The organism is Citrobacter sp. S39 (genome assembly GCF_009495675.1).
Taxonomy (GTDB): Bacteria; Pseudomonadota; Gammaproteobacteria; order Enterobacterales; family Enterobacteriaceae; genus Citrobacter; species Citrobacter freundii.
Genome location: NZ_CP045555.1, coordinates 2,123,691 through 2,138,102, shown reverse-complemented (window position 1 = coordinate 2,138,102; position 14,412 = coordinate 2,123,691). Strand labels below are relative to the sequence as shown.

Annotated in this window: 13 protein-coding genes; 10 read left to right on the top strand and 3 right to left on the bottom strand. The window is 51.2% G+C overall.

From position 1 onward, the window contains the following. Positions 1-67 precede the first annotated feature (67 nt). Positions 68-673 (top strand): short chain dehydrogenase, encoded by a 606-nt coding sequence (locus tag GFB57_RS10175; RefSeq protein ID WP_003037207.1) that lies wholly within the window; start codon positions 68-70, stop codon positions 671-673. A gap of 52 nt (positions 674-725) precedes the next feature. Here GFB57_RS10175 and GFB57_RS10170 read toward each other — a convergent pair whose 3' ends face one another. Then, a complete protein-coding gene (locus GFB57_RS10170) occupies positions 726-2,900 on the bottom strand; it encodes an extracellular solute-binding protein (RefSeq protein WP_003037210.1) in 2,175 nt (724 codons plus the stop codon). Between the two features lie 334 nt (positions 2,901-3,234). Here GFB57_RS10170 and GFB57_RS10165 point away from each other — a divergent pair, with 334 nt between their 5' ends. The 9 genes from GFB57_RS10165 to csiR all read left to right on the top strand — a co-directional run bounded on the left by GFB57_RS10165 (position 3,235) and on the right by csiR (position 13,598). Then, positions 3,235-4,059 carry an MBL fold metallo-hydrolase gene (locus tag GFB57_RS10165; protein WP_003037212.1) on the top strand — a complete coding sequence of 275 codons (825 nt, stop codon included), beginning with the start codon at positions 3,235-3,237 and terminating at the stop codon, positions 4,057-4,059. Between the two features lie 11 nt (positions 4,060-4,070). Continuing rightward, entirely contained in the window at positions 4,071-5,306 is a 1,236-nt protein-coding gene (locus GFB57_RS10160; RefSeq protein WP_003037215.1) for an MFS transporter, read from the top strand. A gap of 31 nt (positions 5,307-5,337) precedes the next feature. Continuing rightward, positions 5,338-6,051: an MgtC/SapB family protein gene (locus GFB57_RS10155; RefSeq protein ID WP_003037218.1), complete on the top strand. Its 714-nt coding sequence runs from the start codon at positions 5,338-5,340 to the stop codon at positions 6,049-6,051. Between the two features lie 239 nt (positions 6,052-6,290). Then, on the top strand, positions 6,291-7,268 hold the full coding sequence (glaH, locus tag GFB57_RS10150) for a glutarate dioxygenase GlaH (protein ID WP_003037221.1): 978 nt from the start codon (positions 6,291-6,293) through the stop codon (positions 7,266-7,268). 19 nt (positions 7,269-7,287) lie between these two features. Next, a complete protein-coding gene (gene lhgO / locus GFB57_RS10145) occupies positions 7,288-8,556 on the top strand; it encodes an L-2-hydroxyglutarate oxidase (RefSeq protein WP_003037224.1) in 1,269 nt (422 codons plus the stop codon). 23 nt (positions 8,557-8,579) lie between these two features. Beyond that, positions 8,580-10,028: an NADP-dependent succinate-semialdehyde dehydrogenase gene (gabD, locus tag GFB57_RS10140; protein WP_003037227.1), complete on the top strand. Its 1,449-nt coding sequence runs from the start codon at positions 8,580-8,582 to the stop codon at positions 10,026-10,028. Between the two features lie 25 nt (positions 10,029-10,053). Then, on the top strand, positions 10,054-11,337 hold the full coding sequence (gabT, locus tag GFB57_RS10135; protein WP_003037230.1) for a 4-aminobutyrate--2-oxoglutarate transaminase: 1,284 nt from the start codon (positions 10,054-10,056) through the stop codon (positions 11,335-11,337). A 128-nt stretch (positions 11,338-11,465) separates the two neighbouring features. After that, positions 11,466-12,866 (top strand): GABA permease, encoded by a 1,401-nt coding sequence (gene gabP, locus GFB57_RS10130; protein WP_290366968.1) that lies wholly within the window; start codon positions 11,466-11,468, stop codon positions 12,864-12,866. Positions 12,867-12,911: 45 nt separating this feature from the next. Beyond that, positions 12,912-13,598, top strand: a complete 687-nt coding sequence (csiR, locus tag GFB57_RS10125; protein WP_003037236.1) for a DNA-binding transcriptional regulator CsiR — start codon at positions 12,912-12,914, stop codon at positions 13,596-13,598. A gap of 12 nt (positions 13,599-13,610) precedes the next feature. On the opposite strand, the gene lysM is transcribed toward csiR, so the two are convergent. Then, on the bottom strand, positions 13,611-14,060 hold the full coding sequence (lysM, locus tag GFB57_RS10120; protein WP_003037241.1) for a peptidoglycan-binding protein LysM: 450 nt from the start codon (positions 14,058-14,060) through the stop codon (positions 13,611-13,613). A gap of 95 nt (positions 14,061-14,155) precedes the next feature. Then, positions 14,156-14,314 (bottom strand): YqaE/Pmp3 family membrane protein, encoded by a 159-nt coding sequence (locus GFB57_RS10115; protein WP_003037242.1) that lies wholly within the window; start codon positions 14,312-14,314, stop codon positions 14,156-14,158. Between the last annotated feature and the right edge of the window lie 98 nt (positions 14,315-14,412).

The window sequence follows — 14,412 nt, the reverse complement described above, 5'->3', positions numbered from 1 at the left end:
TTTTAGCCAGTTTATCCGATTTCATTTTCATTAAAGAATAGCGGCTCACACTATTGCGGAGGTGGTTATGAAAATCGTCATTATTGGTGCCAGTGGTACAGTGGGTCGCGCAGTCACAGAAACGTTAAGCCGTAAACATGAGGTGATCCGCGTAGGTCGCACGCAGGGGGATTACCAGGTCGATATCACCTCGCAGGAGAGTGTCGAGGCATTGTTCGAAAAAGTCGGTCGGGTAGATGCGATCGTTTCCGCCACCGGCAATCTGTTCTTTGGACCGCTGTCGACAATGACCGACCAGGACTTTAATCAGGGGCTTCAGGATAAACTGTTAGGCCAGATACGTCTGGCCTTAACCGGGCAGCATTTCCTCAATGATGGCGGTTCGATAACGTTAATTAGCGGCATTATCGCCCACGAGCCCATCGCACAAGGCGCAAATGCGGCAACGATCAATGCCGGTCTGGAAGGATTTGTGCGCGCTGCTGCCTGTGAGCTAGAGCGTGGTCAGCGTATTAACCTGATAAGTCCGACCGTACTGAGTGAATCCGCCGAAGCCTTTGACGGGTTCTTCCCCGGCTTTGAAAGCGTCCCCGCCGTCACGGTCGCCAACGCCTATCGCCGCAGCGTCGAAGGCATCCAGAGCGGGCGCATTTATAAAGTGGGTTACTGTTAACCGCTTTTTCTCGTCTCTTACGTCATCAGTAAGAGGCGAGGAGTCGCATATTTCAGGCACCCGTTTCGTTTCTGATCCGCGCATTGATGTATTCCACGGCCTGCGTGATGTCCATAATGCCGTTAATCGCATTCGTCACGCCTTGCCCGATAATAATCTCTGCCTGTCGCAGGTTAAAAGGCTCACCTTTACTTCCCTGAGACTCCCGTATTCCCGTCATGCCTTTTTCATTCAGTAAATTAAACCACGGGTAGAGATTGAGAACATTTTGATCGTGACATATTCCAGACCAGGCGCTGTTGCCCCCCAATAGAACCAGATGGCGCGAAATTTCATCGGAATAAAGCCAATGAAAAAACTGCTCAACCTGTTTTTTCTTCTTACTGTAGCGAGACATTCCAATAGAGCCACCGCCCAATTGTGGAAGCTGCCCCGGAACGGGAGCATAGCCGATCGTGGGGGCGATGGTCGTATGCGCAACATCGTTAAACAAATTGAGATACATAATCAGCATGGCGAGATTTCCACGCTCAAACTGTTTAACCGCATCACTCCACCACTCACCAGGGAGATTCACGGCGATAGAAAGCTGGTGCAGATATTCTTCGAGTGCAGCGGCAGCAAGCGAAGCATCAAGTTGTACCGGCTCGCCCTCACGCACCAATCGTCCACCTAACGCGTAGTAACGTAGCAAGTACTCAGTGGCGATAAGTCCTGAGCTGCCCAACGTCACCGCCGTTCCCATTGGGCGCTGTCTGTTTTCTGGCTGATGCAATTGACTAAAGAAAGCGGCAATCTCATCAAATTGTGCGAAATTCTCTGGTAGCGTTAACTCTTTGCCTGTTGATTCATAAAACATCCGTTTAATCGTCGCATCTTCAAACAGATCTCGTCGATAAAACAGAAGCTGCATACTGGCATCAAAGGGAATTGCCCATGCAGTCCCATTCACCTGGCTGAAGTGCTGCTGAATTTGCTCAGAGAAGTTATCCAGCAATAACGGGAGTTCGGGGGAGACCGACTCCAGCGGCAATAATGCTTTTTCTGCAAACCAGGGAAAACATGCCATATCGATTCGCAGTAAATCGTAATAAGGGTGCAGGTGAAGATGAGAGAGAATTTCAAAAACCTCATCATACGGATAAACCGCAAGATTAACCTTAATACCGGTCTGGCGATAAAAGTGAGGTAACAGTTTCTTCAGCGCATCGGTCGAAGGGCTGGGCAAAATTAACATATTCAGCGTCGCCTCCGTCTCATGAGGCGGAGCGTATTGCCCATTCCAGGAAAAACCGCAATTCGTCAGAATACGGTGCTTCTCTTTACTTTTGGGTTGGCGAATACATGAAGCAATAGTTGTCCCCAGGCGGGCATAATCCATCTGATAGCTGGTGATTCCATCAAAAGATGCAGGAAGATTATCACTCAGTTGTACTATCGGCGGGCAGGACTGAGAACTCCCAAACCAGGACGCTTGCGTCAACGCACGCGTCTTCTCACTGTCCTGAACAATAAACAGATCGGGTATCGCCCCCCGGAAAAAGTCAAACGCGACGGTGTTAACTTCACTGGCATGCGCAGGTATAACCGTAATCTTTGTGTGCGGACATAACTCCCGGCATACCTTCTGTATCGCTTGAGTAAAGCGTGCGCTGTGGGCAAATTCAAGCGGTTCGCAGAAAACACCAATATGACCCGGCTGCTGCGCCAGTGCCCTTCTTGTGGTTTCTTCCCCTGCGGTCACATAGTCAAGGCTAAAATAACAAACTGCACCGGCTGGCTGGCGATACGCAAAAAGCACATTCTCCGGGGAGAGCCTGAGCATATCGTAATAGGGCTGGCTGTTGTCCAGGCAACTCACGGTGACAACAGCCTGGTAAGACTTTGCCGCCAGTGTTTGCAAAATATCCAGTTCCAGATTGGGCAAATCATTAGTCAGGTAAAGATCAACCGGTTCGCTGAGTGAAGGTTGCCAGGCCTGGTGTAATCCCCGATAAAGTTGATAGTAACGTTCTGCATTGATGTCCGGCAGAATCAAGGCCACTCCCTGACTTTTGCTGGCTCTCAATGATTGCGCCTGCGCATTCAACTGATAGCCAACTTCTCGGGCCGCACGTTGAACCGCTTCAATCTTCTCAACGCTTACATTTCCTCTGCCATTGAGCACATTCGAGACAGTCCCATGCGACACACCGGCAATTCTTGCTATGTCTTTGATAGTTGGCATTTTTACATCCTTCCCCTGATGTTTTGATGCTAGCACGGCGCTCATCAGGAAACTATCTCCAGCAAGATAATTTGAACGTTACAATATTAAAAAGTGCATTTTATCAACACACTCATGTAACTACCTCTCAACCCCACATAGCACGAAGAAATGAACTAAAAATTTCAACGCTATGAAATATAAAAATAAATTATTAAATTCTTGAAGAGGATCACTTATGCAACAAAAGATCGTTGTTGCCTTGAAGCTGCAGGATAATAATTGACACGTTCCAATTACGTTTCATTACATTTTCGTTCAAAAAACAACACTCTGTTTTGATCAAGAGGGAAACATGAATATTCATTTTCTGGGAACCGCAGCATCCGAAGGGATACCCAATCCTTTTTGCCGTTGTGAGCACTGTCAGCAAGCCCGTATTCGTAAAGGCAAAGACATACGCACGCACTCCTCGGCGATCATCGACGATGAACTGTTGATTGATGTCGCGCCTGAATTCAGCCAGCAACTGCTGCGAGATGGCCTGGACGCAACAGAGATCAAATCGCTGCTGTTCACGCATACACATCCCGATCATTTCAACGTCGGCGATCTTTTTAGCCGAATGGAAGGGTACGGATTTGAGATTACTCATCCGTTGCACATTTTTGGTAATGACCGTGCGATTAACGGCGCGGCACAAGTGTTACCAGGCTACAGCGCAGAAAGATTTGCTTTTCATTGCCTGGTTCCCTTCGTAACCGTTGAAACCCGCGGATACCGAATCACTCCACTGCTGGCGAACCATGCCAAATGGGAGCTTTGTTATACCTGGTTTATCGAAAAAGATGGTCAGTCAATTTTCTATGGACATGATTCGGGCTGGTTCCCTGAACTCACCTGGCAATGGTTGAAAGGGAAAAAAATCGATTTAACGGTGCTGGAATGTACCTACGGTTTTAATGGTGATAACCGTACAAATAACCACATGAGTCTGGAAACCGTTTTCGCCGCCAGAGACAGGCTTGCAGAACTGGGCTGCCTTGAGAAAAATAGCCAACTCATCGTCTCGCATGTCTCACACAGCGGCGGTCTACTGCACGACGATCTCGTGGCGGCGTGCGACAAAGAGAACATTCTTGTCGCCTGGGATGGGCTTAACCTGAGCATCAACCAATAAGGATATGCAATATGGACCTTAATAAAACACCACGCCTGCTGGTTATGATGTTCATACAATATTTCATGCAGGGCGCCTGGAATATGACCATGGGACTGGTATTAAGTACCTATGGTATGGCGACCATTATTGGCTCATCTTATGCTTTGCTTGGTCTGGCGACCATTCTTTCGCCACTCTTTATTGGCATGGTAGCCGACCGTTTCTTTTCGTCACAAAAAGTCATGGCGATCCTGCATTTAATTAATGCTGGCGTACTGTTGTTTGTTCCACAATTTATTGAGGCACAAAACACGGGAATGACGTTGACCATGATCTTCCTGGTCGGTCTGCTGTTTTATCCAACAACTGCGCTGGCTAACAGCATCAGTTTCAGCCACATTAACGGGGTGAAATACTTCCCCTTTATTCGTGTGTTCGGCACATTTGGCTTTATGGTCATCGGTTTTATTATTGGTGAAATGGGCTATTCTGGAAATACCATCACCTGGTATATTGCGTCAGCCTCCGGTGTCGTGCTCGGCCTTTACTGCTTTACGTTGCCAAACACCCCACCGAAAGCAAAAGGAAGCGTATTTACACTCCGCGATCTGTTATGTCTGGACGCTCTGGCACTCTTCAAGGACCGCAGTTTCTCGGTTTTGATGCTCAGTATTTTTGTCCTGATGATCCCCAAAACAGCTTATTCCGCCTATATCCCGGTCTTTTTAAAAGCGCTTGGATTCGATAACGCCGCGTCAATGATGCAGGTCGGCATCGCCTGTGAAGTCATTTTTATGTTCCTGCTCTCGTTTTTCTTACTGAAAGCCGGCTTCAAAATTACTCTCATGTTGGGCGCCGTTTGCTGGATCATCCGCACACTGTTGTTTGCTCATGCATCACTGGATGCCAACATGATGTTTGTGCTGATCGGCCTGATGTTGCAGGGATTCTGCTGGGACTTTTTCTTTACCGTGGGCGACATTTATGTTGACCGTAAAGCCGCGCCAGAGATCAAAGCACAAGCCCAAAGCTTGCGATTTATCGTCTCCAACGGCGTCGGTTTGCTGTTTGCCTCTACCGTATGCGGTCAAATCTTCAACAGCACCGTGACGGAACAAGGCCCACAGGCGTTACCGCAATGGGAAACATTCTGGCTAGTTTCCGCAGGCGTTGCCGCAGTGGTCAGCGTATTCTTCCTGATATTCTTCCGGGACGATATTTCAAAACGCAAAGCAGACCTCCCATTGAAAAAAGCAAACTCCTGATCGTTAAAGACTCTTTCATTAAGGTAATTGCATGAATAATCTGGCCGCCATCATCAATGAGCAAGGATTGTTGCCTTTAACTACGATCATCAAAATCAGCATTGCATTTATTCTGGGTGGCATTATAGGCCTGGAAAGAGAATCGAAAGGGAAACCGGTTGGCTTCAAAACTTGCGTTATTTTATCCGTAGCCAGCTGTGTGTTAACTGTCGTATCAATACAATCTGCAGAATACTATGCTGAAATTTCGATGAACATCCGTAGCGATCCTATGCGTCTGGCGGCTCAGATTATTAGTGGCGTTGGTTTTCTCGGTGCGGGAGTCATTCTGCACCGACACGACGATGCTATTTCTGGTCTCACTACTGCGGCAATTGTCTGGGCATCTGCTGGGGTGGGAATCACCTGTGGGGCCGGTTTTTATTTTCATGCTTTTTTTGCCACGGCTTTATTTTTATTGGCAATTAAATTAAGCCCGTTCATTATTTTCTTACAGACTAAAAACCAGTTCCCCGGAAAAGTAAAAGTCAGGGTTATTCTTGATGAACGCGATGCGCTCGAAAATCTGATAACCCGCATCCATCAACAGAAAAACATTATTGAAAACATCACGATCAGGGATATTAAGAAGGGTAAAATCGAGGTTAATCTCAAAATCGTAATTCGTAAGAAGATGACCTTGCCTGACTTGTACCACGATCTCACTCATGTTGAACACGTCTGCGCTATTGCTCTTGAACATTAAGATGCTTTATTTCCCTCTTTAAAATCAGGTGGTTACCACCTGATATAACCGCTCTATCCCTGCCTTCGCTTTAAATCCCTATTGTTTGCAATGTTAAATATTTGTTGCTCTTGATCACAAATAATAAACAAACAAGCTCATTATGTGCGCGTTTTTCAAAAATGTAGATATTTTTAATTTATGGCTACGAAACGAGCTGCGCCATATCTCCCTGACAATCTACTGAGAGGAACGATTTGATGAACGCACTGACTGCCGTAAAACCGAACGCTGAAGATCCAGCCCAGCACTACAGCGGTTTCACGCTGAAACCATCAGCCCAGTCCCCACGCCTGCTGGAGCTGACTTTTTCTGCTGAGACCACTGAGCAATTTCTGCAGGCCGTCGCGCAGTGGCCGGTGCAGGCGCTGGAATACAAATCCTTCTTGCGCTTCAAAGTGGGCAAGATCCTCGACGACCTGTGCGGCAATCAGTTGCAGCCTCTGCTGCTGAAAACGTTGCTCGATCGTGCCGAAGGCGCACTGCTGATCAATGCCGTTGGCGTGGATGATGTGGCGCAGGCAGAAGAGATGGTCAAGCTGGCGACGGCGGTAGCACATCTAATCGGACGCTCGAATTTTGATGCGATGAGCGGTCAATATTACGCACGTTTTGTGGTGAAAAACGTCGATAACTCAGACAGCTATCTGCGCCAGCCTCACCGAGTGATGGAATTGCACAACGACGGAACCTATCTCGAAGAAATCACCGATTACGTGCTGATGATGAAGATTGACGAGCAGAACATGACCGGCGGTAACTCGCTGCTGCTGCACCTCGACGACTGGGAACATCTGGATCAGTACTTTACCCATCCACTGGCGCGTCGCGCTATGCGCTTTGCCGCGCCGCCAAGCAAAAACGTGAGCCAGGAAGTGTTCCATCCGGTATTTGACGTTGATCAGCAGGGTCGTCCGGTGATGCGCTACATCGACCAGTTCGTCCAGCCAAAAGACTATGAAGAAGGCGTCTGGCTGAGTGACCTGTCCGACGCGCTGGAAACCAGCAAAAGTATTATTTCCGTACCGGTTTCAGTGGGTAAATTCCTGCTGATCAACAACCTGTTCTGGCTGCACGGTCGCGATCGTTTCACCTCGCATCCTGACCTACGCCGCGAACTGATGCGCCAACGTGGTTATTTCGCTTACGCGACAAACCACTACCAGACTCATCAGTAAGCGCGAAGGAAAAAAGCGGATGTATGATTTTGTGATTATTGGCGGCGGCATTATCGGCATGTCGACCGCCATGCAGCTGATTGATGTCTATCCGGACGCCAGAATCGCGCTGTTGGAAAAAGAGTCCGGCCCGGCCTGTCACCAGACGGGCCACAACAGCGGCGTCATTCATGCCGGGGTCTATTACACTCCCGGCAGCCTGAAGGCGCAGTTTTGCCTGGCCGGAAATCGCGCCACAAAAGCCTTTTGCGACCAAAACGGCATCCGCTACGACGTCTGCGGAAAAATGCTGGTTGCCACCTCCCCTCTGGAAATGGAGCGCATGCGCGCGCTATGGGATCGCACCGCCGCTAACGGTTTGGAGCGCGAATGGCTGAATGCGCAGGAGCTTCGCGAGCGTGAACCGAATATCACCGGTCTGGGCGGCATTTTTGTTCCGTCGAGCGGGATCGTCAGCTACCGTGAAGTCACCGCCGCGATGGCGAATATTTTCCAGACCAAAGGCGGTGAGATTATTTACAACGCCGAGGTCAGCGCGCTGAAAGAGCACGCTACGGGCGTGATTGTCCATACCCGTCAGGGTCAGGAATATGAAGGCGCGACGCTGATTAGTTGTTCTGGCCTGATGGCGGACCGACTGGTGAAAATGCTCGGCGTTGAACCTGGCTTTATCATCTGTCCGTTCCGTGGCGAATATTTCCGCCTGGCACCAGAACATAATCAGATAGTTAACCATCTGATCTACCCCATCCCCGACCCGGCAATGCCGTTTCTCGGTGTTCATCTGACCCGGATGATTGACGGCAGCGTCACGGTCGGCCCCAACGCGGTGCTGGCATTTAAACGTGAAGGCTACCGTAAGCGTGACTTCTCGCTCAGCGATACGCTGGAGATCCTCGGCTCTTCTGGTATTCGCCGCGTGCTGCAAAACAACCTGCGCTCAGGGCTTGGCGAAATGAAGAATTCGCTGTGCAAAAGCGGTTATCTGCGGCTGGTACAAAAGTACTGTCCGAGCCTGATGCTTAAGGATCTGCAACCGTGGCCTGCGGGCGTGCGGGCACAGACGGTATCACCTGATGGCAAGCTTATCGACGATTTTCTGTTTGTCACCACGCCACGCTCAATTCACACCTGTAACGCGCCTTCTCCGGCGGCAACATCGGCAATCCCTATCGGTGCACATATTGTCAGCAAAGTTCATGCGCTGCTGGAGAACCAGAGTAATCCCGGACGCACGCTGCGTGCGGCACGTAGCGTGGAGACATTACACGCCGCATTTACCCGTTAAACCGATTAAGACAGGAAGCAATCATGCAACTTAACGATCCAACCTTATTTCGCCAGCAGGCACTGATCGACGGCAACTGGCGTGACGCTAACAGCGGCGAGACCATCGCGGTGACCAATCCCGCCAACGGTCAGCAATTGGGTAGCGTACCTAAAATGGGGGCAGATGAAACCCGCGAAGCGATTAACGCCGCAAACCGCGCTCTGCCGGCCTGGCGTGCGCTGACTGCCAAAGAGCGAGCCAATATCCTGCGCCGCTGGTTCAACCTGATGATTGAGCATCAGGACGATCTCGCCCGCTTGATGACCCTGGAACAGGGTAAACCGCTGGCGGAGGCCAAAGGCGAAATCACCTATGCCGCCTCATTTATTGAGTGGTTTGCCGAAGAGGGTAAACGCATCTATGGCGATACGATCCCTGGCCATCAGGCCGATAAGCGTCTGATCGTCATCAAGCAGCCGATCGGCGTTACCGCCGCGATTACGCCGTGGAACTTTCCCTCAGCGATGATCACCCGTAAAGCCGGTCCGGCGCTGGCAGCAGGCTGTACGATGGTGCTTAAACCCGCCAGCCAGACCCCCTACTCCGCTCTGGCGCTGGCAGAACTGGCTAATCGCGCCGGGATCCCGGCTGGCGTTTTCAGCGTGGTGACCGGTTCTGCGAGCGCGGTCGGTAACGAGCTGACCGGCAACCCGCTGGTGCGCAAACTGTCATTTACCGGCTCAACCGAAATTGGCCGTCAGTTAATGCAGCAGTGCGCCAAAGACATCAAAAAGGTATCGCTGGAACTGGGCGGCAATGCGCCGTTTATCGTCTTTGACGATGCCGATCTTGATAAAGCCGTGGAAGGTGCGCTGGCCTCGAAGTTTCGTAACGCCGGGCAAACCTGCGTCTGCGCCAACCGCCTGTACGTACAGGACGGTGTGTATGAGCGTTTTGCCGAAAAACTCCAGCATGCAGTGAGCAAACTGCATCTCGGCGATGGTCTGCAACCAGAGGTCACCACCGGACCGCTGATCGACGATAAAGCGGTTGCCAAAGTGCAGGAACACATCGCCGATGCTCTGGATAAAGGCGCGCGCATTATCGCGGGCGGTAAACCTCATGCGCTCGGCGGTAACTTCTTCCAGCCCACCATTCTGGTGGATGTGCCTGACAACGCGAAGGTCGCCAAAGAAGAGACGTTCGGACCGCTGGCTCCGCTGTTTCGTTTTAAAGACGAAGCCGACGTCATCGCTCAGGCCAACGACACCGAGTTTGGTCTGGCCGCCTATTTCTACGCCCGTGATTTAAGCCGCGTCTTCCGCGTTGGCGAAGCGCTGGAGTACGGCATCGTCGGGATTAACACCGGCATTATCTCCAACGAAGTCGCCCCGTTTGGGGGAATCAAAGCCTCCGGTCTTGGCCGTGAAGGATCAAAATACGGCATCGAAGACTACTTAGAAATCAAATATATGTGCATCGGCCTTTAATAAAATAAATACTGGAGAACACCTGATGAGCACCAACAACGAACTTATGCAACGTCGCAGCAACGCCGTTCCCCGTGGCGTAGGCCAGATCCACCCTATTTTTGCCGAGCGTGCAGAAAACTGTCGGGTCTGGGACGTTGAAGGCCGTGAATTCCTTGACTTTGCTGGCGGTATTGCAGTGTTGAACACCGGTCACCTGCACCCGCAGATCGTCTCTGCGGTAGAAGCGCAGTTGAAAAAGCTGTCCCATACCTGTTTCCAGGTACTGGCCTATGAGCCATACCTGGAGCTGTGCGAAATCATGAATAAGAAAGTGCCGGGTGATTTCGCCAAGAAAACCCTGCTGGTGACCACCGGTTCTGAAGCGGTAGAAAATGCGGTGAAAATCGCCCGCGCCGCCACCAAACGCACCGGCACAATCGCCTTCAGCGGTGCTTACCACGGCCGTACCCACTACACCTTGTCACTGACCGGGAAAGTGAACCCATACTCTGCCGGAATGGGGCTGATGCCGGGCCACGTGTATCGCGCACTTTATCCTTGCCCGCTGCACGGCATCAGTGACGACGATGCTATCGCCAGCATTCACCGCATTTTCAAAAACGATGCCGCGCCAGAAGACGTCGCCGCCATCGTAATTGAACCCGTCCAGGGCGAAGGTGGTTTTTACGCCGCTTCTCCTGCTTTTATGCAACGTCTGCGCGCTATTTGTGACGAACACGGGATCATGCTGATTGCTGATGAAGTACAGAGCGGTGCGGGCCGCACCGGTACGCTGTTTGCCATGGAGCAGATGGGCGTTGCGCCCGATCTCACCACCTTCGCCAAATCCATCGCCGGAGGCTTCCCGCTGGCAGGCGTGACCGGACGCGCCGACGTCATGGACGCTATTCCACCGGGCGGTCTGGGCGGTACCTATGCCGGTAACCCAATTGCCTGTGCCGCTGCGCTGGCGGTACTAAACATTTTCGAGCAGGAAAATCTGCTGCAAAAAGCCAACGAGCTGGGGCAAACCCTGCGTGAAGGCCTGTTGGCTATCGCGGAAACCCACCGCGAGATTGGCGACGTACGCGGGCTGGGCGCGATGATTGCTATCGAACTGTTCGAAAACGGCGACCACACGAAACCAGACGCCAAACTGACTGCGGAAGTGGTGGCGCGTGCACGTGAGAAAGGACTGATCCTGCTCTCCTGCGGACCTTACTACAACGTGCTGCGCATTCTTGTCCCGCTGACTATTGAAGATGCGCAGATCAGTCAAGGGCTGAACATTATCGCTCAATGCTTTGATGAAGCTAAGCAAGGTTAAGACACAGGCACCCGTGCCGGATGGCGACGCAAAAGCGTCTTATCCGGCCTACAAAAAGTACCACCTGTAGGCCGGATAAGCGAAGCGCCATCCGGCAAACAGGCCAAAAACAATAACGGGGTAAGAAGATGGGGCAACTGTCACAATCACATGATTTAGGGGGCGGGCTGAAATCACGCCACGTCACCATGCTGTCTATTGCCGGGGTAATCGGCGCAAGTCTGTTTGTCGGTTCAAGCGTGGCGATTGCAGAAGCCGGTCCCGCAGTATTATTAGCCTATCTGTTCGCCGGATTGCTGGTGGTGATGATTATGCGCATGTTGGCCGAAATGGCCGTCGCCACACCGGATACCGGTTCTTTTTCCACATACGCCGATAAGGCCATCGGCCCTTGGGCGGGCTACACTATCGGCTGGTTGTACTGGTGGTTCTGGGTGTTGGTTATCCCACTGGAGGCGAATATCGCCGCCATCATTCTTCACTCCTGGGTGCCTGGCATTCCTATCTGGCTGTTTTCTCTGGTTATCACGCTGGCATTAACCGGCAGTAATTTACTGAGCGTCAAAAATTACGGTGAGTTCGAGTTCTGGCTGGCGCTGTGCAAAGTGATTGCCATTCTGGCGTTTATAACCCTCGGCGCAGCGGCGATTAGCGGTTTCTATCCTTATGCCGATGTCAGCGGGGTTTCGCGCCTGTGGGATCAGGGCGGCTTTATGCCCAACGGTTTTGGCGCCGTGATCAGCGCAATGTTAATCACCATGTTCTCCTTTATGGGCGCAGAGATAGTTACCATCGCCGCCGCCGAATCCGATACCCCGGATGAACATATCGTTCGCGCCACCAACTCGGTTATCTGGCGTATCTCCATCTTCTATCTGTGCTCTATTTTTGTGGTGGTGGCGCTGATCCCGTGGAACATGCCGGGACTGAAAGAAGTCGGTTCTTACCGCTCGGTACTGGAGCTACTGCATATCCCGCACGCGAAATTGATCATGGATTGCGTCATTTTGCTGTCGGTGACTAGCTGTCTCAACTCCGCGCTGTATACGTCCTCGCGTATGCTCTACTCCCTGAGCCGCCGTGGCGATGCCCCCGCCTTTATGGGTAAAACGAACCGCAGTAAAACGCCTTATGTGGCGGTGTTGCTGTCTACCGGTGCCGCATTCCTCACCGTCATCGTCAACTATTACGCCCCGGCCAAGGTGTTTAAATTCCTGATCGACAGTTCCGGTGCCATCGCACTGCTGGTCTATCTGGTCATTGCCGTTTCTCAACTGCGGATGCGCAAAATCCTGCTGGCGCGAGGCGGTGAAATTAAACTGAAAATGTGGCTCTATCCGTGGCTTACCTGGCTGGTCATCGCGTTTATTATCTTTGTGCTGGTGGTCATGCTGTTTCGCCCGGCACAACAGCTGGAAGTTATCTCTACCGGGTTGTTAGCCATAGGAATTATTTGCACCGTGCCCATTATGTCACGCTGGAAAAAACTGCTATCGTGGCAAAAAGCACCATTGCAAAATACGCATTAAACCTGTTCCCGGCGCAGGCCGGGAAATCCTTTCAGGAGTATGACCATGACCGCCATTCCCCAACCGACGGCCATTGATGGATACCGCTGGCTGAAGAACGACATCATCCGCGGTGTGTATCAGCCTGATGAAAAACTGCGTATGAGCCTGCTGACCTCACGCTATGAGCTTGGCGTGGGACCGCTACGCGAAGCGCTTTCGCAGTTAGTTGCCGAGCGGTTAGTGACGGTAGTAAATCAGAAAGGGTATCGTGTTGCCCCGATGTCAGAGCAGGAGTTGCTCGATATTTTCGATGCCCGCGCCAATATGGAAGCCATGCTGGTCGCGCTGGCCATTGAACGCGGCGACGACGCCTGGGAAGCTGAAATTCTGGCGCGCGCGCATATGCTTAGTAAGCTTGAAGCCATTGATGCCAGCGAACAGATGCTCGACGAGTGGGATCAGCGCCATCAGGCGTTTCACTCGGCGATTGTCGCTGGCTGTGGTTCACAATATCTGCTGCAAATGCGCGAACGACTGTTCGATTTGGCGGCGCGCTACCGGTTTATCTGGCTGCGAAAAACGGTGCTGTCGGTGGAGATGCTGGAAGACAAACACGATCAGCACCAAACGTTAACCGAAGCAATTCTGGCACGCGATGCCGCGCGCGCCAGCGAATTAATGCGCCAGCACCTGCTGACGCCGATTCCGATTATTCAACAGGCGATGTCCGGTAAATTGCTGACGGAATAAGCCTGAATAATATTACTGCTCCGGAATACGTAACACCTGCCCAGGATAGATTTTATCCGGACTTTTCAGCATTGGTTTATTCGCTTCAAATATCTGGTTATACAGGTTGGCATTACCGTAAACCTGTTTAGCAATAGCGCTCAGGGTATCCCCTGATTTCACGGTATAAAACTGGCTTTCGCTCGCGGGCGCAGAGGTTTTAACCTGATCATCTACGCTGGCAATACCGGAGATATTACCAATCGCGATCAGAATTTTTTCTTTCGCCTCCTGACTTAATCCATCACCAGAAACAGTGGCTTTGCCTTCGTTAATTTGCACGTCCACTTTATCCGCATCAGGGATGCCAGTTTTGTTCAGGTGTTCCTGCACTTTTTTTGCCAGATCGGCTGTGTCATGGTTTCCAGTGACCGCATCCCACAGTTTTTCACCCGCATCTTTTACAAAATTGAAGAGTCCCATATCCACCTCGGTAATTAACAATTAACACCCAAAAGTGTAGCAGAGGAGAAAGGGGGCCAAAGAAAACGGCGCCAAAGCGCCGTAATTGAAAGGAATTAATTACGCGTCTGTATCCAGAAGGCATGGATCAAACCAGGGATGTAGCCCAGCAGCGTCAGAACGATATTGAGGATAAATGCCCAGCCGAACCCCTTCCCCAGCAGCACGCCAAGCGGGGGCAGAATAATAGTAAAAACGATTCTCCAGAAACCCATACACACTCCCTACAAGCAAAAAATTAATCATTGTTTAAAAAGAGATTTTATCTCTAAGAGTAGCCATTCTACCCAACTCTGCCAGCATTCCGCGGCTG

Excerpts from the sequence above, each read along its gene's own strand:
- csiR (WP_003037236.1), top strand. The coding sequence starts at position 12,912 with ATGACCGCCATTCCCCAACCGACGGCCATTGATGGATACCGCTGGCTG.
- gabD (WP_003037227.1), top strand. The coding sequence starts at position 8,580 with ATGCAACTTAACGATCCAACCTTATTTCGCCAGCAGGCACTGATCGAC.
- gabP (WP_290366968.1), top strand. The coding sequence starts at position 11,466 with ATGGGGCAACTGTCACAATCACATGATTTAGGGGGCGGGCTGAAATCA.
- GFB57_RS10115 (WP_003037242.1), bottom strand. The coding sequence starts at position 14,314 with ATGGGTTTCTGGAGAATCGTTTTTACTATTATTCTGCCCCCGCTTGGC.
- GFB57_RS10165 (WP_003037212.1), top strand. The coding sequence starts at position 3,235 with ATGAATATTCATTTTCTGGGAACCGCAGCATCCGAAGGGATACCCAAT.
- lhgO (WP_003037224.1), top strand. The coding sequence starts at position 7,288 with ATGTATGATTTTGTGATTATTGGCGGCGGCATTATCGGCATGTCGACC.
- lysM (WP_003037241.1), bottom strand. The coding sequence starts at position 14,060 with ATGGGACTCTTCAATTTTGTAAAAGATGCGGGTGAAAAACTGTGGGAT.
- GFB57_RS10160 (WP_003037215.1), top strand. The coding sequence starts at position 4,071 with ATGGACCTTAATAAAACACCACGCCTGCTGGTTATGATGTTCATACAA.
- gabT (WP_003037230.1), top strand. The coding sequence starts at position 10,054 with ATGAGCACCAACAACGAACTTATGCAACGTCGCAGCAACGCCGTTCCC.
- GFB57_RS10155 (WP_003037218.1), top strand. The coding sequence starts at position 5,338 with ATGAATAATCTGGCCGCCATCATCAATGAGCAAGGATTGTTGCCTTTA.
- GFB57_RS10170 (WP_003037210.1), bottom strand. The coding sequence starts at position 2,900 with ATGCCAACTATCAAAGACATAGCAAGAATTGCCGGTGTGTCGCATGGG.
- glaH (WP_003037221.1), top strand. The coding sequence starts at position 6,291 with ATGAACGCACTGACTGCCGTAAAACCGAACGCTGAAGATCCAGCCCAG.
- GFB57_RS10175 (WP_003037207.1), top strand. The coding sequence starts at position 68 with ATGAAAATCGTCATTATTGGTGCCAGTGGTACAGTGGGTCGCGCAGTC.